Source organism: Paraburkholderia phytofirmans (genome assembly GCF_046028095.1).
Taxonomy (GTDB): domain Bacteria; phylum Pseudomonadota; class Gammaproteobacteria; order Burkholderiales; family Burkholderiaceae; genus Paraburkholderia; species Paraburkholderia phytofirmans_A.
Window position 1 is genome coordinate 198,466 of record NZ_JAQQDJ010000009.1, and the last position, 21,794, is coordinate 220,259.

General features: G+C 57.6%; 18 protein-coding genes and 3 pseudogenes. 6 read left to right on the forward strand and 15 right to left on the reverse strand.

Annotation, left to right across the window (positions count from 1 at the left end):
• The first annotated feature begins 10 nt into the window (after nt 1–10).
• Both PQR54_RS24690 and PQR54_RS24695 read left to right on the forward strand, forming a co-directional pair.
• Nucleotides 11–2,158 (forward strand): protein-disulfide reductase DsbD family protein, encoded by a 2,148-nt coding sequence (locus PQR54_RS24690; RefSeq protein ID WP_408250255.1) that lies wholly within the window; start codon nt 11–13, stop codon nt 2,156–2,158.
• A 100-nt stretch (nt 2,159–2,258) separates the two neighbouring features.
• On the forward strand, nt 2,259–3,278 hold the full coding sequence (locus PQR54_RS24695; protein WP_408250257.1) for an HD-GYP domain-containing protein: 1,020 nt from the start codon (nt 2,259–2,261) through the stop codon (nt 3,276–3,278).
• A gap of 85 nt (nt 3,279–3,363) precedes the next feature.
• Here the strand turns inward: PQR54_RS24695 and PQR54_RS24700 are convergent, their stop codons facing one another.
• Together PQR54_RS24700 and PQR54_RS24705 are read right to left on the reverse strand one after the other, a co-directional pair.
• A complete protein-coding gene (locus tag PQR54_RS24700; protein ID WP_408250259.1) occupies nt 3,364–4,092 on the reverse strand; it encodes a cytochrome c biogenesis CcdA family protein in 729 nt (242 codons plus the stop codon).
• Nucleotides 4,092–4,481: a thioredoxin family protein gene (locus tag PQR54_RS24705; RefSeq protein ID WP_408250261.1), complete on the reverse strand. Its 390-nt coding sequence runs from the start codon at nt 4,479–4,481 to the stop codon at nt 4,092–4,094. The genes PQR54_RS24700 and PQR54_RS24705 overlap by 1 nt, the downstream gene beginning before the upstream one ends.
• A gap of 287 nt (nt 4,482–4,768) precedes the next feature.
• Here PQR54_RS24705 and PQR54_RS24710 point away from each other — a divergent pair, with 287 nt between their 5' ends.
• Nucleotides 4,769–5,542 (forward strand): YkgJ family cysteine cluster protein, encoded by a 774-nt coding sequence (locus PQR54_RS24710; RefSeq protein WP_408250263.1) that lies wholly within the window; start codon nt 4,769–4,771, stop codon nt 5,540–5,542.
• A 132-nt stretch (nt 5,543–5,674) separates the two neighbouring features.
• Nucleotides 5,675–6,067: pseudogene (locus tag PQR54_RS24715) on the forward strand (ATP-binding protein); the annotation flags it as partial.
• Between the two features lie 457 nt (nt 6,068–6,524).
• Here the strand turns inward: PQR54_RS24715 and PQR54_RS24720 are convergent.
• Together PQR54_RS24720 and PQR54_RS24725 are read right to left on the reverse strand one after the other, a co-directional pair.
• Nucleotides 6,525–7,613 carry an alkene reductase gene (locus PQR54_RS24720; protein ID WP_408250265.1) on the reverse strand — a complete coding sequence of 363 codons (1,089 nt, stop codon included), beginning with the start codon at nt 7,611–7,613 and terminating at the stop codon, nt 6,525–6,527.
• A gap of 59 nt (nt 7,614–7,672) precedes the next feature.
• Entirely contained in the window at nt 7,673–8,230 is a 558-nt protein-coding gene (locus tag PQR54_RS24725; RefSeq protein ID WP_408250267.1) for a carboxymuconolactone decarboxylase family protein, read from the reverse strand.
• 112 nt (nt 8,231–8,342) lie between these two features.
• Between PQR54_RS24725 and PQR54_RS24730 the strand changes: the two genes are divergently transcribed.
• On the forward strand, nt 8,343–8,981 hold the full coding sequence (locus tag PQR54_RS24730) for a TetR/AcrR family transcriptional regulator (RefSeq protein WP_408250269.1): 639 nt from the start codon (nt 8,343–8,345) through the stop codon (nt 8,979–8,981).
• A 37-nt stretch (nt 8,982–9,018) separates the two neighbouring features.
• Here the strand turns inward: PQR54_RS24730 and PQR54_RS24735 are convergent.
• Nucleotides 9,019–9,234, reverse strand: a pseudogene (locus tag PQR54_RS24735) (DUF3363 domain-containing protein); the annotation flags it as partial.
• Between PQR54_RS24735 and PQR54_RS24740 the strand changes: the two are divergent.
• Nucleotides 9,234–9,744, forward strand: a pseudogene (locus tag PQR54_RS24740) (methyl-accepting chemotaxis protein); the annotation flags it as partial. The pseudogenes PQR54_RS24735 and PQR54_RS24740 overlap by 1 nt on opposite strands.
• 241 nt (nt 9,745–9,985) lie before the next feature.
• Here the strand turns inward: PQR54_RS24740 and PQR54_RS24745 are convergent.
• The 10 genes from PQR54_RS24745 to PQR54_RS24790 form a co-directional block, all read right to left on the reverse strand.
• A complete protein-coding gene (locus PQR54_RS24745) occupies nt 9,986–11,152 on the reverse strand; it encodes a porin (RefSeq protein WP_408250270.1) in 1,167 nt (388 codons plus the stop codon).
• Nucleotides 11,153–11,442: 290 nt separating this feature from the next.
• Nucleotides 11,443–12,714: a methyl-accepting chemotaxis protein gene (locus PQR54_RS24750; protein WP_408250271.1), complete on the reverse strand. Its 1,272-nt coding sequence runs from the start codon at nt 12,712–12,714 to the stop codon at nt 11,443–11,445.
• Nucleotides 12,715–13,013: 299 nt separating this feature from the next.
• Entirely contained in the window at nt 13,014–13,862 is an 849-nt protein-coding gene (locus PQR54_RS24755) for a carbon-nitrogen hydrolase family protein (RefSeq protein ID WP_408250272.1), read from the reverse strand.
• Nucleotides 13,863–13,947: 85 nt separating this feature from the next.
• Nucleotides 13,948–14,838: a polyprenyl synthetase family protein gene (locus PQR54_RS24760; protein ID WP_408250274.1), complete on the reverse strand. Its 891-nt coding sequence runs from the start codon at nt 14,836–14,838 to the stop codon at nt 13,948–13,950.
• Between the two features lie 184 nt (nt 14,839–15,022).
• Nucleotides 15,023–15,646 (reverse strand): TetR/AcrR family transcriptional regulator, encoded by a 624-nt coding sequence (locus tag PQR54_RS24765; RefSeq protein WP_408250276.1) that lies wholly within the window; start codon nt 15,644–15,646, stop codon nt 15,023–15,025.
• 166 nt (nt 15,647–15,812) lie between these two features.
• Nucleotides 15,813–16,646, reverse strand: a complete 834-nt coding sequence (locus tag PQR54_RS24770) for an ABC transporter ATP-binding protein (protein ID WP_408250536.1) — start codon at nt 16,644–16,646, stop codon at nt 15,813–15,815.
• Nucleotides 16,647–16,706: 60 nt separating this feature from the next.
• Nucleotides 16,707–17,648, reverse strand: a complete 942-nt coding sequence (locus PQR54_RS24775) for an ABC transporter permease (protein ID WP_408250278.1) — start codon at nt 17,646–17,648, stop codon at nt 16,707–16,709.
• A 36-nt stretch (nt 17,649–17,684) separates the two neighbouring features.
• Nucleotides 17,685–18,665, reverse strand: a complete 981-nt coding sequence (locus PQR54_RS24780; protein ID WP_408250280.1) for an ABC transporter substrate-binding protein — start codon at nt 18,663–18,665, stop codon at nt 17,685–17,687.
• A gap of 69 nt (nt 18,666–18,734) precedes the next feature.
• Nucleotides 18,735–19,952: a M24 family metallopeptidase gene (locus PQR54_RS24785; RefSeq protein ID WP_408250282.1), complete on the reverse strand. Its 1,218-nt coding sequence runs from the start codon at nt 19,950–19,952 to the stop codon at nt 18,735–18,737.
• Nucleotides 19,953–20,338: 386 nt separating this feature from the next.
• On the reverse strand, nt 20,339–21,652 hold the full coding sequence (locus PQR54_RS24790) for an MFS transporter (RefSeq protein WP_408250284.1): 1,314 nt from the start codon (nt 21,650–21,652) through the stop codon (nt 20,339–20,341).
• Nucleotides 21,653–21,794 lie beyond the last annotated feature (142 nt).

Consider the following 21,794-nt stretch of genomic DNA (forward strand, 5'->3'; position numbering starts at 1 on the left):
GGGACACCATGTGAAAGCCCGATGTTCTTACAATCTTTTCGATGAGGAGCAAGCGATGCCCCGATTCACTCGCGTTGGCGCCTTTTTTGCCCTCGTCGCAACGCTTCTTCTTGCTTCATCGTTCGAGGCTCGTGCGGCGTCCTCGAACTGGGCCGGCGATCAGCGCGCCACTGTGCGCATCATCACGGCAACCGACGGCGTGGCCGGGAACACGCTGCAGATAGGCGTCGAGTTTCGCTATCCGAACGGCTGGCATGGTTACTGGCGCACCCCTGGCGATGCCGGCATCGCGCCGATTTTTAACTGGTCCCGGTCCCGGAATGTCGCATCGGCATCCGTGTCCTGGCCGGCGCCGTCCCGACTCGTTATCTCGGGTCTGCAAAACAGTGTCTATACGGGCGATTTCATTCTGCCGGTGAGCCTTAAGCTGGACCAGCCGCACGAGGCTACCCGCCTTGCGCTGACGCTCGACTATGCGAGTTGCGCGAATGTCTGCGTGCCCGAACATGCCGAGGTGGCGCTCAACTTGCCGCCGGGCATGGAAGGACCATCAAGCGAAGCCGCAGCGATCGCCGCAGCGGCGCAAAGGGTGCCGCAAACGCCCGCGCAGGCTGGAATCGGCGTGATGGATAGCACGCTGGAGCAAACCTCCGCCGGCCGGCGCCTGAAGGTCGATCTGCGTAGCGAGGGCACCCCGTTTCGGTCGCCCGACCTGTTCGTCGAAGGAGCCGAGGCCGGTCTGCCCCAAGCGCCGCGGGTACACCTTTCAAACCACGGCCACCAGGCTGCACTGGAAGTCGACCTGCCGCCCGCCGCTGCAGCGAAAGAGCCGCTGCGCCTGACCGTAGTGGACGGACCCAGAGCGGCCGAATTCATGACCGCGTCAGTCGTCTCCACGGCAGACAAAGATCACGGCATCGTCGTCATTCTGAGCTTGGCGCTGCTTGGCGGCCTGATTCTTAACTTCATGCCATGCGTGTTGCCCGTTCTTTCAATCAAGGTTTTCTCGGTAGCAAAAGCCGCAGGCACCGAACGCAAAACGGCAAGGCGGGTGGCGCTCGCGACGGCCTTGGGAATCGTCACTTCGTTCGGATTGCTTGCCGCCGTGTTGTCCGTCCTCAAACTCGCGGGGGCGTCGCTCGGATGGGGCATACAGTTCCAGCAACCGTGGTTCCTCGCAGGCATGGCCGTCGTCACAACGTTGTTTGCGGCAAGCTTCTTTGACTGGCTCCCGATCAATCTTCCGCCAATCCTTTCGGGAGGTGCGAGCGGTGCAACCAATCGGGGGCCGCTTGTCGAGGCATTCGTCGGCGGCATGCTTTCTACCCTTCTTGCCACGCCGTGCTCGGCTCCGCTCGTCGGCACTGTGGTCGGCTTTGCGTTGGCACGCAGTTCGTTCGAGATCACGGCGGTGCTTCTCGCACTTGGGGTAGGAATGGCGCTCCCATTCCTGACGTTGGCGCTCGCGCCGTCGCTTGCGACGCGACTTCCGCGCCCCGGCCAGTGGATGATCCAGTTGCGCAGGATCATGGGTCTATTGCTGCTGACAACGTCGATCTGGTTGATCGCGTCGTTGTGGAATATTGCGGGTATGGCCGTCGCGTCACTCGTCAGTATCGTGCTGATTGCCATGCTCGCGGTGCGGGCCGCCGTGACCCGATGGGGAAGCCTGGGGAGCAACCGATGGTCACGCGCAGCGACTGCGCTCCTTGCGTGCTGCGCCATCGCAATTTCCTCGCTTACCTCGCTCGGCGCAGGAGGCCGAAGCGCTCCACCGACCGAATGGCAAGCGTTCGATCCGAATGCAATCAGCACGCTGGTCGCCAGCGGCAAGACTGTGCTCGTCGACGTGACGGCGAGCTGGTGTCTCACCTGCAAGGTCAATGAGCTATCCGTTCTGGACACGGCTGCCGTGCGCACCCGGCTCAAACAGGACGATATCGTGCGCATGCGAGCCGACTGGAGCCGGTATAACCCCGGAGTGCTTGCCTACATTCAGGGTTTCGGTCGTTTCGGCATTCCGCTCGACGTCGTATATGGGCCTCGCATGCCACAAGGGCAATTGCTGCCTGAGATCTTGCAAACTTCGACGCTCTTCCATGCGCTCGACAACGCCACGCCCGCCAAAACGGCGAAGAGCAATTCATCCGCCGGATGACATGACACAATTTCTTCAGATGAGCGCAAGTCAGTACTCGGTTGGGAACCGCATTGCCGTCGCAAACAAATACCCTCTTTCGTGTAACCGGAAGCACTTTGTGGACGAATTCAAGGGGCGAGGTCGTACCGGCACAACACGTCGACCGCACAAAACAAAATGGACAGTCCGCCGTTTGCAGCGGCTTCCCGTTTGCCAGAAATCTCCTGAGAAATGCTTCCATTGCGACCATGACTCCAAAAAAGATGCTCAGCCTCGCTTCACGTCTCTTCGGCCAGCAGAATCCGCACACAGTGTGGATCGACCGCTTCTCGATAGTCTGCTCGCCCTCGCGTGGGTAGTAGAGGCCCGCGACCCCTACACTGGCGGCCATTTGTGGCGAGTCTCCCGCTACGCCAGTCTGCTGGCACGACAGATTGGTCTTTCGGATCGCGAGGTGGCGCACGTCTCGGTGGGTGGCTTCCTGCATGACCTAGGCAAAATTGCTGTTCCGGATTCCGTCTTGCTCAAAACGGAGCGTTTGACTGACGCGGAGTATGCCGTCATCAAAACGCACCCTGAAGTCGGCAAACGACTGCTTGCGAAGCACCCTTTCGGCGAACGCATCGCGGACGCCGTTTACGCCCATCACGAGCGACCCGACGGCAAAGGTTATCCGTTAGGCCTCGTTGGCAATGAGATCACCCCCATGGCTGCAATCATCGGCATCTGCGACGCCTTTGACGCCATGACCAGCACACGCCCGTACCGTAAGGCAATGCCGATTGACGATGCCTTTGCTGCTGTACGGGACAATCTCGGCACGCAGTTCAATCGCGAATATGGGGAAATCTTTCTGCAACTGTGTGGTAGCGTGAACCTGTACCACATCGCAGGCCATAGCGATGAAAGAATACCCCTCCAGTATTGCCAGACATGCGGTCCAACTGTTGTCGTCAGAGCGGATACTCCCAAGGAAAGCGAAGTATATTGTCCAGCATGTACATCAGGCTACCGATTCAAAGGTCTGTTCTCCGCCATGCTGCCGACGGGAAACAAGGCGAGTGCCGCCGACCTCGCCCCCTCACCAGACCTGGCACTCATTGCGCGCGTTACGGGTCAGCTACACACGCTGTCATGACACCGCATGCCTCGCTAGCCATGCGAATGCAGCGCTGCTGACTCGCCGCAGCCATACCCTGCGCTGCGGTGCCGCCGCCCCTTTCTCATAGGGACGTTGTCAGAGTAGTGAGCCAGGCTGGACTGACGGACAGGAGAAGGGTTTCCAACTGACGGTCGACGCCGGTGATCACGATCATCCCCATGACAACGAAAAGGGCACCGAGCGTCCAGCGGGCCGTCTTGCCCCACGCGGCAAGCGTGCCTCGCACCTTCATGAGCGAAACTCTCGAGATCGTTCCGAGCAAAACGAGCGGCAGTGCCGCGCCCAAACCGAACAGCGCCATCACGATAGCGATTTGGCCGCGGTCCTGACCTTGTGCCGCCAGCGACGTTGCCGCACCTAGCGTTGGCCCCACACAGGGGGTCCAGACGAACCCCAGCAACAGGCCGATCATCGTCTGCCCGAGCAATCCGTTGCCATTCACATCGTCGAGCGCCTGCTGGCCCTTCGCACCGACGACCGAACTAAGCCGGGAAAAAAACCCTTGAAGGGTGCCCGATAACATGACAAGACCAAAAAACACCATCAGGCCAGCAGCCCAGCGTCGAAGAATCTCAGGGTCCAGTCCAGCGGACGCTCCGAGGGTGGCGAGAAATATGCCGACGCCCGCAAACGAAATGGCCAGGCCGGCTGCCAGCGCGATGATGCCGAATCGATGTTTAGCCAACGCTGACGTCGCGAGTATCGGGAGCAGCGGCAGAACACACGGGGACAACACCGATGCCGACCCGGCGACGAGACCTAATCCATACGTTGCAGCGGTGAATTGCATCACAGCGCCTGTTCAAACACGGCCCGGATGGTGGCCTCCTGAGTCTGTCCCGTGGAACGCGCCACTTCGTGGCCGTCCTTGAAGACAACGAAGGTCGACTGCTGGGTTACCTTGAGTTCTCTTTTCAGTTTCGTTTCCGCATCATAGTCTGCGATGAAAATCGTCACCTGCTTCAACTTGGGGTCGGCAGACAGACGGTCGACGATCGGCTTTTGAACCCGACATGTTGGACACCAAGTCGCGTGCAGATAGACCACAGCCGGCCGGCCCGATGACACCGTCTGGTCGAAGCTTGCCTGAGTAAATGGCACTTCACCCGCGAACGTGGCGGCTGACGCCGCGAGCAACGCTGGGCCTACGATGTGTTTGACGAATCGTATCCGGTTCATGATTAGACCCTTTTGGCGGTTAGGAAAGAGAGGGAAATGTCGATGCTCCAATCCTAGTTCGGATATTCGGCAATATCGGTTACAGCGCCGCTCAAATCTGCTGCGCGCCTGTTAGCCGTTCCCGATGGGTGGCGTATGCGTCCGGTGAAGCGGCGGCCCATTTCGCATTCTCCATGTAACCGAAGCGGGCTTCAGAACGAACTAGGGAATTAGCGATTGCGGCCGCAGTTGGGCCGCCTTTCATAGCCCTTTGTGTTTCTGTGTTGCGTTCTGAACCCGAGATAGACATGACCGTGGATTTAAGCTTCGCATGCACGATGTGCGGCGATTGTTGTCACAATCTTCGTCTGCCCCTGAGCGTCAACGAAGCCATACGCTGGTTGGAACGTGGCGGTGATGTCCAGGTCTTTTGTGAAGCGATGCCGTGGCCCGTCGAACCATCAACGGACGATGGCCAGGTGCAACACAGGCGAATGCGGTCGTTTGCCGCCGACAGCGGTGAGCTTCCGATCCGTGTGATGGTGACAGTCGCTGCCGCCTTCGAGGGCGCCTGCCCGCACCTGCAACCCGATATGCGATGTGGCGCATACGAGGCAAGGCCCAACGTCTGCAGAATTTATCCGGCCGAAGTCAATCCTTTCATCGAACTCATGCCAGCGCACAAGGCTTGCCCGCCTGAGGCGTGGGCCGCCGACAGGCCTTCGTTCATCAAAGGCGGTCGAATCGTGGATTCCATCACGGCGGATCTGATCCAGAACTCCCGTGAGGCAACCGTTCGTGATGTTCCTGTGAAGGAGCGTCTATGTGGAAATGCTGGCTTTCGTACTGCATCTCTGGCCAATGAGGGGTTTGTGACGTACACGCTACCTCCTCATGCAATGCTTGACGAGTTACGCAGAGCGCTGGATCCTGCCGCGCCTGCTACGCAAGCGGTGCCATGGCGCATCCTGTCGAATCGACGCACTACCGTAGACACCCTCAATTCGGTGGGCGCTCATACGGAAATGCACACGGCTCTATTGCCGACCGAGGGCTACATCCCGCTCTTTGAAGCGAACTAGCGTCCGTCCCATTGGATTCCGAAGGGCAGCAAATTAGCCCTTATATGCGATGCCATCCGTCACAAACTTAGCCGACTTCGCAGCTACTTCGAACCACCTGTAGGCCGGAATCGGGTAGGATCAGCGCCATACATACAGGTCTCGTGCCGCGAATTGGCTCTCGAATCTGCTCTGAACCGACTGGATCGCATCGATCCTGCTCATCCTGGATGAGTCTGCGTACGTTAGCAAGGATCAGGCGGAGACGTTGGTGCTGTTCGAACTGGTCAGCGCCAGGTTCGACCGACGTTCGCTTCTGCTCACAGAAAATCGACCCTTCGGGGAATGGAACAAGGTCTTCCCCGACCTCACCATGACGATCGCCGCCGTCGAACGGTTGGTCCAGCACTCATTCCTTCGAGCTCAATGTCGAAAGCTACCCACGGCGCACCGCACCGCAACGCAAGCAGCAAGGACCAGGACGTCCCGCGCACTTCACCAAGCCAAAATCTCGGCGTGCCGTCGCTTCACGAGAACGAACGATGACGGAACCCCGAAGTCACGGTCGACGCTATCGGAGACACGGAGAACATCTTCGCCATTCGAAACGTCGGCAGCATACAACCAGATACCTTGGCCACCTCCAGAATTGATCATGGAGATTAGTATCACTTCGTCGCGGGCATCGGCGCCGACCTGCATGTTCCCGGTTACGAAGCGTTGTATCTGAGCCCATCCCAGCCTTTTCAACCCCAAAGACGACCGCTGCCTCGCGCGCTGCCATGCGTTCTCCTCGTCTCGGCGACATCGGCTGATCCATCTGTGGATGTCGAAAGTGATCGCGTTTAAGCCGTCCATCACTGCGGCGGCTGTGAGTGTTCAGATCGCGATTGTGACCTTTGTAAATCCCAACGCTTCATGCGCTGTAGAGGTGACCGCGGGACCAGCATGCAAATCGGTCGGCACCGTCGCAGTCATGGGTGGCCCGCCTCCATATTGAGGATCACGGGGCGCTCGCTCCGCTCACGACCCACTCTGGGTAGTCGATATAGCCACGTTCGTCGCCACGGTGAAAACTCCCGGTATCGGGCTCGTTCAACGGTCCACGATGACTTAAGCGCGTAGGCAGATCGGGGTTCGCCAGGAAGAGCCGGCCATATGCCACGGCATCGGCAGATCCGTCCGAAACCGCGCGCTCGCCCCGCTCAGCATCGTATCCTCCGTTGGCGACATAGGTCCGCTTCCATGTTGAACGCAAGCGTCGGAAGAAGTCCGCCTTGAGATCGACCGGGATGGTGTCTTCCACGACGTGCAGATATCCGGGCCGATGCTCGTTGAGTACATCCACAACGCACGCGAACGTTTCCTCTGGATTTGCATCACCCATGTCGTTGAAGGTGCCGAGGGGAGAAATACGCACCCCAACGCGACCCGGATCCCAGACGTTCGAGACGGCCTCGACGACCTCACCGAGAAAGCGTACCCGGTTCGCAGCACTGCCGCCGTAGTGGTCAGTCCGGACGTTCGAATTCGACCGGAGGAATTGGTCAATCAGGTAGCCGTTGGCCGCATGGATCTCCACGCCGTCGAAGCCGGCAGCTTTGGCATTGGACGCGGCGCGACCATAGTCCTCGATCGTGGCCCGTATCTCCGTCAGGCTAAGTGCTCGGGGCTCCGAGACATCGACAAATCCTGTCTCAACGACCGTCTGCGCGCGAGCCGTAATCGCGGAAGGCGCCACCGGCGAAGCGTTTCCCGGCAACAGGCTGCAGTGAGAGATTCGGCCCACATGCCAAAGCTGAAGAAAGATTCGCCCGCCTGATTGGTGCACCGCATCGACGACCGACTTCCAGCCAGCGATTTGCTCTTTCGAATGAATGCCAGGGGTGTTGATATAGCCCTTTCCCATAGGCGAGATTTGCGTGGCCTCCGAGACAATGAGCCAGGCCGATGCACGCTGGCTGTAGTACCTGGATGCCCACTGGCCAGGCACCCCGTCTGGCGTAGCGCGATTTCGGGTCAATGGCGCCATGAAGACACGATTGCCGAGCTTCATGTCGCCCATAACTATGGGGTCATAAAGGTCTGTCATCCAGGGGTCCTTTAAGTTGTCGTAACTGTGTTGATCCGCGTGCAACGCGGAAAGGTGAATCACGCTTCCGCTTTGAATGCGGAATCAATCTCTACCGGGGAAAGATGGTGGGTGTAGTTGCTCATGGTCTTGAGGGCGACCCCGATGAGCACTTCGCCGATCTGATCGTTACGGTATCCGGCGTTCAGGAACGACTGGATGGTTGCCGTGGCAACGTGACCGCGGGCAAGCACAAGTTCGCGCGTGAGATTGACCAAAGCGTTGAGCTTCGCGTCGGCCAGAGGCTGCTGCGCTCGCACGGCAGCGACGACGGCAGCGGGAACCTTGAGCATGCCCTTGGCGACAGTGCTGTGGGCAGCAGTGCAGTAGGTGCACTCGTTGACGACACTCGCGGTCAGCAACACCAGCTGTCGTTCCGCGGGACTCAATGTACCTTTGCTATAGATCGCATCGAGGGCCAGGTATCCCTCAAGCAGCACCGGGAAATTCGAGAAGACGGCGAACAGATTTGGGACAAATCCAAAAACCTTCTTTACCTTTTCTAGAAACGGGAGAGACCCGGTGGGAATCTGGTCGTCGTGAAGCGCGGGAAAAACTTGGGTGGCAGAACTGCTCATGACATTGCTCTCGAAGAAGTGAGGTGCGGGGTTAAACTTAAATGGACCAACAGGTCCACTTTGTCACCATAAAACTGGACTGTCCAGTCCAATCGTGCTAAAAAGCTGCTTCATGAACAAGTCACCAGCCAGCGCGCAAAAGACGTACACATCCCGGGGTGCCGCGACCCGGCAGCGAATCGTGGATGCGACGACAAGCCTCACCTTCGCAAAGGGCGTAGAGACTACGAGCCTCGACGATGTGTGTGCTACAGCTGGCGTGAGCAAATCCCAGCTCTATCACTATTTCGCAGATAAGGACGCGCTTGTTCGCGAAGTCATTTCCGCGCAGGCGGCCCGCGTGCTGGCGGCGCAAGGGACCGCACTTACGCAACTCGACTCCTTCGCGGCATTGCGTCGCTGGTGCGATTGCATCCTGGCGCTGAATCGAGAAGCGGGCATCAATGGCGGGTGCCCGATCGGATCTCTGGCAAATGAACTGGCCAACCAATCCGAGCAAGCTCGTGCACTGCTCGTCGCCGGCTTCGATACATGGGAGGACCGACTGGCCGAAGGCTTTGCGACTATGCAAGCGAATGGCGAACTGGAGAGCACAGCCGTTCCCATGGATCTAGCGATCGGCGTGTTGTGCGCCGTTCAAGGAGGTCTGCTTCTCGCCAAGACTTCGCGCAGTCAAGGACCGCTCAAGATTGCTCTCAATATGGCGTTCGATCATGTGGCCAACTACAAGGCTGTGAGACGACGCCGTTAGCCGAGGGCGAAGGCGATATCACTGGCCTCATCCGTCACTAAGTGAACTCACTGTTTGCGTGGGCCAATTGTCCGCAGACTTGAAGACGAGTCGGTCCAGCCGGTTGATCGCGCTGCCGTCCGACTTCCCAGGGAATGCTGCCGCCGCGCACTGTCGCGGCGAGTTGCTGACCCAACCGCTATTCGACCACTGGCTTTGACGGTACCAGCGAGAGACCCGCACCATCATCGAGCATCGCATAGCCCCCACTGGCGTGGCTTTGCCGTCGTGGCCGCAGAGGTCCGGACCCTTGCGCAACGAAGTGCTAGCGCCGCGAAAGAGGTTAAGGGACTCATCACGCACTCGGTCGACCGCGTAAAGGCCGGTTCTGATCCGGTGAACGAAGCAAGCATGACCATGGGTGAGGCGGTCCAAACGGTCAAGCGCGTCGCCGACCTGATGGAGGAGATTACGCTGGCCTCGCAAGAACAGAGTACCGGTATCGAGCAGGTCAACATAGCCGTCTCCCAGATGGACCGGGTAACGCAGCAACAACTCCGCGTTGGTTGTGGAGGCCTCGGCCGCGGCGCGATCAATGTCGGCGCAATCCGGCACGCTGCGCGACGTCGTGTTGATCTTCCGGCTGGCAGTTGATTCTTCGAAGACCGCCCCCGCAGCGCCTCAACCTGAAATTTTTGCTCTACAACCATTCAAATCAGGCCATGAACGGAAGGCAGCGGAAACGTTTTCCATTCGCGACGCGGCGAAACTGTGCACGGAATGACCTTCGTTTTAGCTCACGTTTGCCATTCAGGCCTGACCCGCGCGACAGCACGCCTGCCGTCGCGACGTTTGGCCGGCGAAATGCCCTTCACTTCCCACGCCTAAGCTTGCGGACCAGGCTTAACTGCCTGAGCCCCAACGTCTTCGCGACGTCACGCGCATTGCTGACATCTCCGACACGGCCATTTTCCGGACCGACATCCTGCAAACGGCCGTGCGCCCTGCCCTTCCGGTCAACGCTCTTAGAACGCGTGGCGCAACCCGACCGTCACGGCCACCTGCGAGCCCGTTGAGGACGGCGAAAGCGTGTTGATCATCGCATCGCCAAGCACCGAGCCCGCAGGCGCGCCATGCGCGTGCTGATACACGCCTTCAAGGTATACGTCAGTGCGCTTGCTTAGAGAGTAATCGGTCTGCAGCATGACCGTATGCCAGATTGGTGACGCGCTCGCGCCGCCGTCGGCATACGCGCCGTCCGTGAACGTGTAAGCACCCGAAATGGTCAGGGCCGGCGTCAGCGCGTACTTGGCGTTCACCTCATAGTTGTCGAGGCGCAGCCCCCCGCCAAGCGGCACATAGTTACCGAGACCAAACGAAAATACGCTCGCCATGTTGTCGATTTGCGTATGGCTCCAGACGAGGCCGACTGTGGCCGCCCCAAACGTGTAGTTCCCGCCGACGCCCCAGATACGCTGGCGCTGCGCAACGAAGTCCGCGCTGCCGTCGCCTTGCGCAATCGCGCCGTTCTGGTTGGTGCCGACCACGCCGCCCCCCGGGTTATTGAACTGCAGATACCCCGCCGCCAGATTCAAAGGCCCTTGGGCAAACGCTGCGCTAAGGCCGTATGCGCGGTTGTTCGAGAAACCGCCGGCCTTGTTGCTTAACGAATACATGCCCTCAACGGTGACGCCGTAGAACACCGGGCTCGCGTACTTGACGGTATTGTTGACGACGACGGAGTTCGCAGCGAGGTTATCGTTCTCGAACGGATGCGCGGCGAGACTTCCGCCCCACGTGTTGCTCTCAGCCGTGATCGGTCCGAGCAGGTCGTTGAGCACGTCGAATTGGCGACCAAGCGTCACAGTCCCGTATTGGTCGCTTTGCAGCCCAACCCAAGCCTGTGAGCCGAATGCGTCACCCGGAAAGCCTTGTCCGCCGTTATTCAGGTTGAAACTTTGTTCAAGTTTGAAAACGGCATGCAAACCACCACCGAGGTCCTCTGAACCCTTAAGCCCAAAAATAGTGTTCTGCGTCGAGCTACTGCCTTCCTGCCAGTTGGAATGCCCCCCCTGATTGTTGGTATAGACAAGCCCAGTATCTATCAGGCCGTACAGCGTCACGGAATTTTGCGCGTGTGCTGACACAGCAAATACACCGGTTACGGCAATTGTCAGAAAGGATTTTTTCATGCTTCTCCACTCCAGTATTTAGCAAAGTCTGCTGAGTAAAATTAATGACTTTTATTTAGTTATACTTATTTATTGAAAAATTAAACTAAATATCTTTCTCAGTAGTAGAGAATTTGATCGGCATCGCGTTATTTTGCAGCTACGCTTCCACCTCGCCGGGTCGGCAGATACAGTTCTTGGTGAAGCGCAACCGCAACTCGAAACCTGCGTACGAAATTCGATCAGTCCGTGGGCCGCTCGACCAGCCCCCGTTTGACGCCGCTTTCTCTATCTGTTCCGGCGCCAAACGCTCACGCGGAGCTTGGCACCTCGAAAATCTCTCGTCCAAGCTGAGAGTGATCTGCGCGCCCAGATCTGCCGGACGCGACCGACGTTCGAAAACCCGAGACAAGATTCAGAAGGATCTGAGCCTGATTATCGCGTGACCTGGCGTTCACTTCCTCAATCGTGTCCACCAGCGCGTCGACAGCAAGCCCGCTCGCTGTTGACGAGCGCGGGGCGTTTTGTTGCACCGTCGCGGCAATGACCTCCATACCGCTTGTGGGCTGCCCGATCTTGAATGCCTGATTTTCTGCCCGCGTAGCGAGATCACGGCTTTCCTGCGAAATCTCCACCGATGCTTCGCTCGTCGTTGTCGAACCTGTAGCGATTCTCTTCGCCATTGAACACAGCCCATCCCGCATATCTGAAAGTGTGCTCAATAGGCTGTTGGAAGCGCCCGCGTCGACATCGACGCATTCGGATAGGTCGCCTTGAGCAATGCGCGCCGCAATGCTTCGTGCGTAGGCTGGCTCTTCATCAAGGCTTCTGGCGAGGGGTCGTATTGCCCATTCATTGCCAGCAACAGTGACTACTACAAGTGCAAGCGTAAGGACAGGTAGCTCACGAAGCGACGAATGGCAGATAGACGTCACCTGAGCGATCGCTGCGTCGGCATTTTGCTCGTGTCTCAAGGTAAGCCGGTTTACCGCCTGAGCGAGATCGTCGGTTTCGGCGCGCATCAACGTTTCTAGCTGCGCAACTTGCCACGACATTTGCGAACGATAGAGAGGCTGATCATCAATCAACTTTTCAAATGGCTGCCGTTGCTGACTCCAGCTCCCAACGGGATTGACAAGTTCGCTCTGCTGGGCGCCATTCGTCACGTTAGCTTCAACGGGCGATCGTTTCATTTTCGCGACCGCGGTAGCCGCACCGTAAATGTTCCTGCTGATCTCTTCTGTGGCATCATCCCGCTCCCTCGCTGTTGCCGCACTGAGGAGCGTTGCCCGAGTTCTACTGGCTCGAAGAACGGATGCTCGAATGGTTCCGACCGTACGATTACTGGCGAATCCCTCCGTATAGGTCAGCGCGGCTGTGTTGCCCACCCGCCAAATCTGCGCAATGGATATCAACCCAATAGAAACTGAAGCCATCAAAATCAGGGAGAAAGCCATGCGGAGTGAAGCTTTGACGGTCATCCTAGACAGTGATATTGACTCTGCCGCAGGTGACCGGCGCCCGGCCCAGACGTCCTCGGGCACGATAGGCTCGATGTCAACAGTGAATGTCGTGGCGTCCACGGTGGGTCTCCTGACTTTACCTTGATCTATTGTCTGTTGATGAGCGCTGACCGAGCCAATTTCGAATTAAAGTAAATCGCGGACGGCGTTCCCTTGGAACGTATTTAGCCGCGTCAGGAACAGAGACAGGCTTGACTGCCCACTCTTCACCAAAGCTGGCCGACCAGCCATTCGCTGCCAATTCGGCCGCAATCAGTTCCGGTGTAACGAACGGATACAGGCAGGTCATCTGGCTTTCACTTTGCTCTCCCGACCGCGTACAGCTCGACGTCACTCAGTACGCCTGTCGTGACACAGACTCACGTCAGCGCGTGTCGTTTTGGCTCCATGGTCAGCTCGTAGCGTTCGCTGTTCCCAACAGGCTGCGCCGTCCTTCTCAAATCGGAGCCGATCTGAAGGTCATTCAGATAGCTGTAGCCGTGGCGGCTCCTTTCCAGCAGTGTCAAGTCGAGCTCGGCTGTCAGACACTGTTCTTGATTTCCGAGCTCAGCGACCACTTCGCCAAACGGGTCTACCACAACGCTTTCCCCGGGAAACTCAAGTGTCCGCCCTTGTCCCGTCCGATTTGCAAGTATGGCGAAGCACTGGTTCTCCATCGCACGTGCAACGATCGCGCGACGATGGACCGGCCCATAAGGATTCATATTCCCATCCAGAACCACGATGGCGTCTGCATTAATCTGGGCGAGGGCTCGCGCGGTCTCCGGAAACTCAATGTCATAACAGATCAGAAGACCCACCCTGACGCCGCCGAGCAAGCAGGTGCCATAACGATCGCCAGCACTAAAGACGGGGCGATCCTGATGCGGCCACAGGTGGGTCTTCCGATATTGCAACGCCACCTCCCCAAATCTATCCAGGATGAGTGCGGCGTTGTAGAGACAGCCATCGCCGGCTTCGGCGTAGCCAAACGCGACCGCGACACCCTTGCGACGAGTGGCCTCGCGTATCGACTCAATGGTCCGGCTTTCAAGTGTCATCGCGACCCGCGGCGCCTCTTCCAACGAAGGAAAGCCGCAAAGTGTGGTCTCCGGAAAAACCACAAGGTCTGAATCGTTATCGGCGTTTTCAATCGCGTACAACATCTTGCGGAGATTTGTCTCGATTTCGGCCTCGGCAATGCTCATCTGGACTACTTCAACCTTCATTACAGCCTCCCTGGATTGTCGGCTCTCGCCGCACGGGTTCAGCAACGTTCTCACCTCTGTCCGCGGACAGATCCGTTCCAACGCGTCAACTCCCGCGATTAACGAGAAGTTCCGTTAGCTGTTCAAGTCGCCACGCCTGCTCGCCGAACGGGGATAGGGCGGAGACAGCTTTCTGTCGCGTCATCTCCGCCACATCCTTCGCCCCATCAAGCCCTAGTAGAGAAACATAGGTGGCCTTGTTCTGCTCCACATCTTTGCCCGGTGTCTTGCCCAGGACGGTGCTGTCCGAAGTGACGTCGAGAATGTCGTCAACAATCTGAAAAGCAAGACCCATATAGAGCGCGTATTTTTCGAGGGCAAGCAGCTTTTCGCTTCCCTCCGAAGCGTTACAAAGGCCACCTGTGAGCACGGCAGCGCGGATCAACGCACCGGTCTTCATGCTGTGCAGCTTTTCTAACTCGTCCAGCGCAAGTCTGCGATGACAATTCTGCAGATCCAGTACCTGCCCTCCCACCATTCCCTTTGCACCGATAGCCTTCGACAACACACGCGTTTGCGCCACCACCTTCTGGGGCGCCAAAGATGAGGAGGCAAGCGCATCGAACGCCAGCGATTGCAATGCGTCCCCCACCAGCAATGCGGTGGACTCGTCGAATTTGACATGCACGGTAGGCTTACCGCGCCTCAAGACATCGTTATCCATCATCGGCATATCGTCGTGCACTAACGAGTAGGCGTGCACCAATTCCACCGCGCAAGCCGCAGCGTCTGCATCGGCACGAGAAGCGCCGACAGCTTCGGCCGCGGCATAGCAAAGCATTGGCCGAAGTCTCTTTCCGCCACCGAGGACTGAGTAACGCATGGCGTCATAAAAACCAATCGGGTCGTCGTCGGGAATGGACAGCAGAGTGTCAAGAAGACATTCCATCCTGTCCACAATGTCTTTTGCCCACATACGAACGGAGAGATGATTCATAACTCGCCCGTTCGCAGATTTGCCACCGGCCCTTGGCGGACGTTCTTAAATAATTGCATTGATTGCATAATTTAATTAATCGATCAGTTTATATATTGACGCATTGGAAGTCGTAGAGATGAGCGCTGCCAGAACGCTACGACTTCAAAACTTACTGTTCAGATCGGTACAGTCCAGCGGAACGTCATGTGCAACCGAGTCTGCCCCAGATGGTCTCCCGGAGTTCCTTGATGGCTGCCGCAGCATCTATTTCCGGCTGTATGGCAGAGCGCACGACAATTCCATCAAGATGGGTCGAGATGAACAGTGCGACACGCTCGGCGTTGACAGCGCCGAACTGCTTGCGTCGGATGCCTTCCTTGATTGCCGAGATCAGGAATTTGCGCTCTTCATCATAGAACTGCCGGATTGCTTCGTCCGCTCCGTCGATGCGCATGTCCGACTTGGTGTAGTCGTACATGATTTTCATCAGGCTATTCACCACGTCGAGGTTATCCACGACCACATCGAACCAACGGGTGAGCAGTTCTTTCGGCTCGTCACAATCAGCAACAGAGGCACGATACTGTTGCAAGGAGAACGCCACGAGATGCTCAACCGCAGCGCCAAAAAGTGCTTCCTTGCTGGAATAGTAGTAGTAGATGACGCCTGTATTCACTCCAATCTGGTTAGCGATGTCCTTGATCGTCACAGGTGCATAGCCGCGCGCGGCGAACTGCTCCACTGCGGAGAGCAGAAGTTCGTGAGAACGGTCGCGCTTTGGCTCACGTCGGTCGTCCTGTTTTCGGGCGCGGGGTATCGTACTCATCTCTTCTGACTCGTTGATCTATCGATTGGCTGGTGAAGTGGTCTCGACGCCACAAACCGCGTCGATTCTACGCTGATTCGATCCACGACACTGCGTCACACCGACTTTTCCGCATGGTTGCTGTGCCGCTCGCGCCATGTCGCCAAGTATGTACCGCGCACGGACATCAAGGATGAATGTCACCCATCTCAACATCTTCGTTCGCATATAACAACCTCTCGAGGCGTGCCTTGGTGTCCTTGAATTCGGCGGAGGAAAAGTCCACCACCGTGCGGGGACGTGCCAGAGGCACATGGATCAATTCTGCGACTTCGCCAGGATGTGGCTTCAGGACCAGGATGCGGTCGGCGAGAAGCAACGCCTCGTCGAGATCGTGCGTGATAAAGACAACCGTAACGTCGATACGCTTCCAGACATCGAGCAGATGGGCCTGCATCTTGGCGCGCGTGTGGGCGTCGAGAGCGCCGAACGGCTCATCCATCAGAAGCACGCGCGGGTTGTTGGCCAGTGCTCGCGCAATCGCCACGCGCTGCTTCATCCCGCCGGAGAGTTGAAACGGATAGCAATCAGCGAATTTCTCCAGGCCGATCAACTTGATCCATTCATTCGCCTGTTTTTCAGCTTCGCGCTTACTCATGCCGTTCGTACGCGGGCCAAACATCACGTTGCGCTTGACGCTAAGCCAGGGGAAAAGCGTATAGCCCTGAAATACCATGCCTCGATCCTGACCGGGTCCCTTGACTTCTTTGCCGTCCACAAGCAGTTCACCGGAGGTCTTGCTTTCGAGGCCGGCCAGGATTCGAACGAGCGTTGATTTGCCACAACCGGAAGCGCCGACGACACATAGAAACTCACGTCGATACGCATCGAAACAGATGTCCTTGAGCGCTTGCATTTCCTTGCCTTTGCCGCGAGCCGGAAAAATCTTGTTTAGATTCCGCACGGACATCATGATCTCGCGCGCGTTCGGGCCGCCCTGCTCATGGTCCATCGGGACCATTCCAGCCGCCTCGACGGAAGCGGGAAATTCATTCATGTTCATCTTCATTTCCTTTATCACTCAGGCTTCAGTCAACGTGCGATTCCACGGGAACAGGCGTTTTCCGACTTGTGCAAGCACCATATCCATGGTCAACCCGAGAATCCCGATCATGAGAATCGCCGCGTACACCTTCGGGAAATGCTGATAACGTGCCTGCTGTGAAATGAATGAGGTAATGCCGCTCGTCGCGCCCATCAGTTCCGCCACGATTAGATACGTCCATGCCCATCCCAGGAGAATTCGTTGATCCCGGTACACGTCGGCGACGATCCCGGGAAGCACGACATGTGTCAGTGCCCGGAAATTGCGAGCGCCGAGTGTCAGACCTGCTTCAACCAACGCGCCATCCAGGCGACGGGTAGTTGCCGCGATAACCAGGATTTGCTGGAACACTGTACCCAGCACAATGATCGCGATTTTCGGTCCGTCGTAGATTCCAAGGATCGCTACGGCAAGAGTGCCGAAAGCGGGAGCAGGCAGGTATCTGAAGAACTCCGTGAAAGGTTCGGACAGCCGTGCGACCGATACGTAGGTGCCGCAAAGAATGCCAAGCGGCACGCCGATGATCGAAGAAATCAGAAATCCCCAGAACATGATTTTGACACTGTGCCAAAGGCTCTGGTGCAGCCACTGACCGTCCTGAGCTTCGGGCGGAGTCGTGAAGGCGGTATAGAACGCCTTCGCGACCTCATCAGGAGCAGGAAAATAGACAGGATTCACGGGAACGCCGGTTGGCGGTGGTTTGTGAACAGCCTGGGCATTCGCTAGCTCAGAATTGAAGACATCCTTGTCGACCCGAAGCCTAGGTGCAAAGTAATCCACTGAGCCGGGATTTTCCACCAACATCTGCGGATGCCAGACTGTGGGGACGTAACTGACGAGGCACCAAAGCAGGATGGGGACAATAAACGATGCCCAACCAAGCAGTAGGCGTAACCGAGGCGACAGATCTTTCTTCATCTTACTTACCCGTTTAAGTCTCGTGAATGCGGTGTGTTACTTGCCATTGACAAGAGAGGGATCGATGTAAGCCGTAATATCCTGACTCGTTTTGTACACGCCGTACTTCACACTGAAGTCGTTCACCAGCTTTGTCGATCCGTAGAGCGATTGGTAGCCTGACCCATTCACAAAATACTGCCTGCTTTGCGCGGTGCCGAGGATCTTCAGCCCGCTTAGCAGCGGTTCAAATTGCGGCGGTGTCAGTCCAACCCGCGCTGACATGATTTTCATTGCGTCGGCATGCGTTGCCGGATCGTTGACGTAGTGGACGACGCGGTCCCACACCTTGAGAACTTTTTTCCAGTCGTCGCGCCGGCTTGACAGGCTGTGCGGGTCAACCGCCAATCCGTCGTATATCAGTCCAGGTTGGTCTGCGGACGTATAGATGGCGCGGGATCCAGGGTTACGCTCGAGTGTCTGACCGGCGTTTGGCTGAAAGGCGCCGACGGCGTCAACCTGTCCGGAGGCAAGAATCTCCGCAGCATCTGAAGTCTTCGTGTTCACCAGCGTGACGTCGCTATCGCTCAGCCCAGCCTTGTGCATTCCGTCGAGGAGAAGCAGCTGTTCCAGAAGACCGAATTCGACACCGACTTTCTTGCCTTTGAGATCTGCAATCTTCTTGATACCGGGCTTGCCGATAATCATGTCGTTGCCGTTCGAGTAGTCACTCAGCATGATCATCGTACTCTTGCGACCGCCGCTGCCGAGCGCCAAAGCGTCACTCATCGCCACCATGTCACCGTCGAGCTTCCCGGCCTGGAACGCGTCGAGGGAGCCCGCGTAGTCGAACCATACGAAGCTGACGTCGACGCCCTCCTGCTTGAACCAGCCTTTGTCGATTGCAATCTGCCAGCCTGCCCAGCTCGGCCAATCGCAGTAGCCGATTTTGAGTGGCTCGGCAGCCACGCCGGCTGTGGATGCTGCCGTTGCATAAGCGGCAGCGGCCAGAAATGCGATGCGCAAAAACTTCTTCATGACTCTCCTCCTCGAACGCCTGTGGGGTGTGGGGCCACCGTCCGCCGGAGCAGACGATGACCGCGGTGATTAAAACCAAAAGACCGGTGTCGTCGTGATCAATTCGATGCCCGTGCTCGTCACAATGAAGTTTTGCTCCCAGCCCACGCTTCCGACATTCTTGCGGGTCATGAACGATTCGCCACTGGCGACCATGCCCTCCTCGAAGATGTCATCCTCCGTGACACAGTCCTTGTTAATAATCGGGTGCTCCCACATCATCCCGTTGCCATGGCCATAGTAGGGCCACTGGTCGCTGGCGAGATCCTTCTGGTCAACGACACGCTCCTTCACCTTTTCAACGGCGGCAATGACGTCGAGGACCTTGACGCCTGGCCTCACGGTGTTTAGCACTGCTTCAGTAATTGCGTAGGAATCGACAAGCAGCGACCGTTGCTCGGGCGTCGGCTTGCCTCCGCAGACCAGTGAGCGCCCCGGATCGATCCAGTAACCCTGGTGGATCGGGCCGTAGATCCACGTCCGAATCATTTCGCCCGCCGTGGGAGCCGTCATCGGGTAGCCGTACATTGGATCGCGCTCAAAATACGCGCTATCCGGATCCGAACCAAAGTTGACAGGAATGCGCAGCCAGCCACCACCGCGCCGCGTCAACTCGTAAGCCCCTTCAGCGGCCGCCTCAGCACCTGTCTTGCCGGCATACAGGCTGTCACAGACCCGATAGAGTGCGCTCGATACCATCTGTCCGGCTTCGCGAAACAGGTCGAGTTCCCGCGGACTCTTGATGCGACGGCAGGCGCGGATGAGATTGTCGTCATAAACGTAATCGACGCCCGGCGTAGCCGCCTCCAATTCCTTCGCGTACTTGACCGGAAGGCAATCCGACCCGACAAAGGCCACACGGCCTCGCACGCCTCGGCGAACGAGTGCTTTTGCAACGCTCGCGACCGGATCATCACTGAAAAAATATTCGCCGCACTGCACGAAACGGCGGCGCACGCTTGCCACATCGCCGTGTAGTTCAGGTTCTTTGCCAGGCTCAAGAATGACGCAACAGAAACCTCGGGCATTCCAGATCGGCGCGTCAGGCTCTTGTCCCGAGTGCTCAGACCAGAAATTTGTCAGCCAGAGTGTTTCCATGGAGCGTTCATAGTGTCCTGCCGTCTTGCCCCAGACGATGGCGAGTTCATATCCGCGCGCCTTCATCTCCGCGTCGACTTTTTTCCAGCGTGCCTGGAACTCCTCGAGCGGGAAATAGCCGTCCGGGTAGTTCATTCGTTCGATAGTCATTTCTCTAAAGCTCCACCTGATGGTTGCGTTGCGCGGAGAAGTTCGATCGATGCGGAGTGCATCGCGACTTCATGACTCGAACGTTACCACGCTTAATTTGATCGATCAATTAAATTGTTTGGTCAATTAACATACGATCCGACGCCAGGTCCATCTGACAAGGATTTCAGCAAGCTATAGACGGGAAAACCCCTAGAAATAGACGGGCTAACCCCGCCCACGACGTGTGCCGCCACGCTGTTCGATTGGTTGACGGACAACGGCTCAGCGCACATCGCCCATCGTGCGCGCAACTTCGCGCGCGGGTTGGGCTTCGAGTCGCTGACCACCCTTGCACTCGCCACAGAGCAACGGCGTGACCAAAATCAATGCCGGCTGAGCCGGCGTCAGTGGTTCACCACTCGCGCTGGAATGAAGGCCCAGATCAGAAAGGCGGACAGGGTCAGCGAACCGGCTACCAGGTACAGGCCAGATGACAGCGTGCCGGTTTGGCCTTTGAGCCAGCCAATCACGGTCGGACTAACGAAACCCGCCAGGTTAGCGGTCGAATTGATCAGCGCGATACCGGCGGCCGCGCCTGCCCCGCCGAGAAACGACGTAGGCAAAGCCCAAAACATAGGGAGCGCGCTGACAATGCCTACCGCGACCATCGTCAAACCCAGCATCGACAGCGTTGCACTGCCGGCCGTATTCGCGCACAACACGAAGCCGCCGGCAGCGAACAAGCTTGGCACGATTACGTGCCAACGTCGTTCGCGCCGTTTGTCCGCGCTGCGTCCAATCAGCAGCATCGCAATCAGTGAGGCCGTATACGGGATCGTCGTCATCAAACCGATCAGCGCCGGAGTTTTGATGCCCGTACCCTTGATAATGGTCGGTTGCCAGAAGCTCAGTGCATACGAACCCATGATGATGCCGAACAGGATCAATGCGAGCAGCCAGACACGACCGGAGCCGAACACCTTGCTAACCGAGCCATGTGTCCGGGTTTTGCTGTCGATGTCGAGGTCGAACTGAACCTGTGAACGTTCCTCGACGCTGAGCCATGTGGCGTGCGTCACCTTGTCGTCGAGTCGGCGGTAGACCATCACGCCAAGCAGAACTCCCGGCAAAGCTTCGAGAATGAACAACCACTGCCAGCCATGCATACCGGCTATGCCGGCCATCGCTGTCATGATGTAGCCCGACAGTGGGCCACCCACGATGCCCGACACGGGATTGCCCGCGGTCAGCAACGCTACCATCCGGCCGCGCCTGTGCGACGGGAACCAGTAGGTCAGATAGAGCAGCATGCCCGGATAGAAGCCGGCCTCCGCAATGCCGAGGAGAAACCGCACGATGTAGAAATGCAGCGGCGTACCAACCCATGCGGTGCACATTGAAAGAATCGCCCAGGTGACCATGATTCGCGCGATCCAGCGCCGCGCGCCGAGCTTGTGCAGCAACAGGTTACTGGGCACCTCGAAGAAAAAATAGCCAATAAAAAACATGCCTGCGCCGAGACCATATACCGCTTCGCTGAATTGCAGATCATTCAGCATTTGCAGCTTGGCGAAGCCGACATTGACGCGATCCAGATAGGCCACCACGTAGCAGGCAAACAGCAGCGGCAGAAAGCGCCAGGCGATGCGCCTGTAGACGGCGTCGGCGGACTCGGCAATGCCGGCGCCGGCCGCAACGTTATGGGGATGGATATTCAAGGCGTGTCTCCGTTTTTTCAATGGCGATTTAAGCGGTATCGATGCTCGCAGTGTCACTTTTTCAGAGCACTGAAAAAAGCACCTTCCGGTGCGTTTAGAACAAAATATTTTTTGTTTAAAGAGCCTTCATCGGTTAAGCTAA

What these genes read in the sequence shown, in the direction of transcription:
- PQR54_RS24700 (WP_408250259.1), bottom strand. Translation starts at nt 4,092, where the DNA reads ATGCAATTCACCGCTGCAACGTATGGATTAGGTCTCGTCGCCGGGTCG.
- PQR54_RS24705 (WP_408250261.1), bottom strand. Translation starts at nt 4,481, where the DNA reads ATGAACCGGATACGATTCGTCAAACACATCGTAGGCCCAGCGTTGCTC.
- PQR54_RS24710 (WP_408250263.1), top strand. Translation starts at nt 4,769, where the DNA reads ATGACCGTGGATTTAAGCTTCGCATGCACGATGTGCGGCGATTGTTGT.
- PQR54_RS24720 (WP_408250265.1), bottom strand. Translation starts at nt 7,613, where the DNA reads ATGACAGACCTTTATGACCCCATAGTTATGGGCGACATGAAGCTCGGC.
- PQR54_RS24725 (WP_408250267.1), bottom strand. Translation starts at nt 8,230, where the DNA reads ATGAGCAGTTCTGCCACCCAAGTTTTTCCCGCGCTTCACGACGACCAG.
- PQR54_RS24730 (WP_408250269.1), top strand. Translation starts at nt 8,343, where the DNA reads ATGAACAAGTCACCAGCCAGCGCGCAAAAGACGTACACATCCCGGGGT.
- PQR54_RS24745 (WP_408250270.1), bottom strand. Translation starts at nt 11,152, where the DNA reads ATGAAAAAATCCTTTCTGACAATTGCCGTAACCGGTGTATTTGCTGTG.
- PQR54_RS24755 (WP_408250272.1), bottom strand. Translation starts at nt 13,862, where the DNA reads ATGAAGGTTGAAGTAGTCCAGATGAGCATTGCCGAGGCCGAAATCGAG.
- PQR54_RS24760 (WP_408250274.1), bottom strand. Translation starts at nt 14,838, where the DNA reads ATGAATCATCTCTCCGTTCGTATGTGGGCAAAAGACATTGTGGACAGG.
- PQR54_RS24765 (WP_408250276.1), bottom strand. Translation starts at nt 15,646, where the DNA reads ATGAGTACGATACCCCGCGCCCGAAAACAGGACGACCGACGTGAGCCA.
- PQR54_RS24770 (WP_408250536.1), bottom strand. Translation starts at nt 16,646, where the DNA reads ATGGTCCCGATGGACCATGAGCAGGGCGGCCCGAACGCGCGCGAGATC.
- PQR54_RS24775 (WP_408250278.1), bottom strand. Translation starts at nt 17,648, where the DNA reads ATGAAGAAAGATCTGTCGCCTCGGTTACGCCTACTGCTTGGTTGGGCA.
- PQR54_RS24780 (WP_408250280.1), bottom strand. Translation starts at nt 18,665, where the DNA reads ATGAAGAAGTTTTTGCGCATCGCATTTCTGGCCGCTGCCGCTTATGCA.
- PQR54_RS24785 (WP_408250282.1), bottom strand. Translation starts at nt 19,952, where the DNA reads ATGACTATCGAACGAATGAACTACCCGGACGGCTATTTCCCGCTCGAG.